Below are 593 nucleotides of genomic sequence, written 5' to 3' on the forward strand. Positions count from 1 at the left end.
AGAGCGCCAATCATCAGAGCGCAGATCGCTGTCCACAGCGACGGAAGGGTCACCGGCGCTCTCACCGGCGTCAACGTAACAGAGTCGACAACCACTCCCAGTGCACGCGCATCGGTCGGCGTGCTGATCGTGTCACTGATCATCCCGATCCGTAGCGCCCAGTTGAGGTGTTCATCGGGTGGAATGATGAGATGGTAGCGGCGAGGACGGTAGTCGGGTACGACGAACGATGTCAGTTCGCCACCATTGATCGTTAGTGTGATGTGGGGAGACGGCATATCAGCTGGGCGACCGTTGGGCAGTCGAAGCGTCAGAGTCGATGGACTCAACGCCGGTGGTCGTGGCAGGGCAATCGTCGAGTCGCCATCGCTCCAGCGGAAGCGTATCGCTGCATCGACATCGGTTTCCGGGTCGTGGAAGCCATGCGCAAAGCGTGCATCGCGCCCACCGATATCGATAACCAGGGGCCAGACGGACGCATGAGCGATACTCATCGCCAGCAGGGCGCAGAGCGCTGCAACCAGAGCATATGCGACATCGCGATAGAGACGATTATGATTCATCTGAAGCATTGTACCCGATTACCTTCCCCC

1 protein-coding gene is annotated in these 593 nt (G+C 59.2%); it reads right to left on the reverse strand.

The window, feature by feature from the left end:
- Nucleotides 1–572 (reverse strand): hypothetical protein (locus tag NW818_RS13940; RefSeq protein WP_414424897.1); only part of this gene is annotated, 572 nt, incomplete at its 3' end.
- Nucleotides 573–593: the final 21 nt, after the last annotated feature.

This window comes from Synechococcus sp. R6-5, assembly GCF_047461775.1.
GTDB lineage: Bacteria > Cyanobacteriota > Cyanobacteriia > Thermostichales > Thermostichaceae > Thermostichus.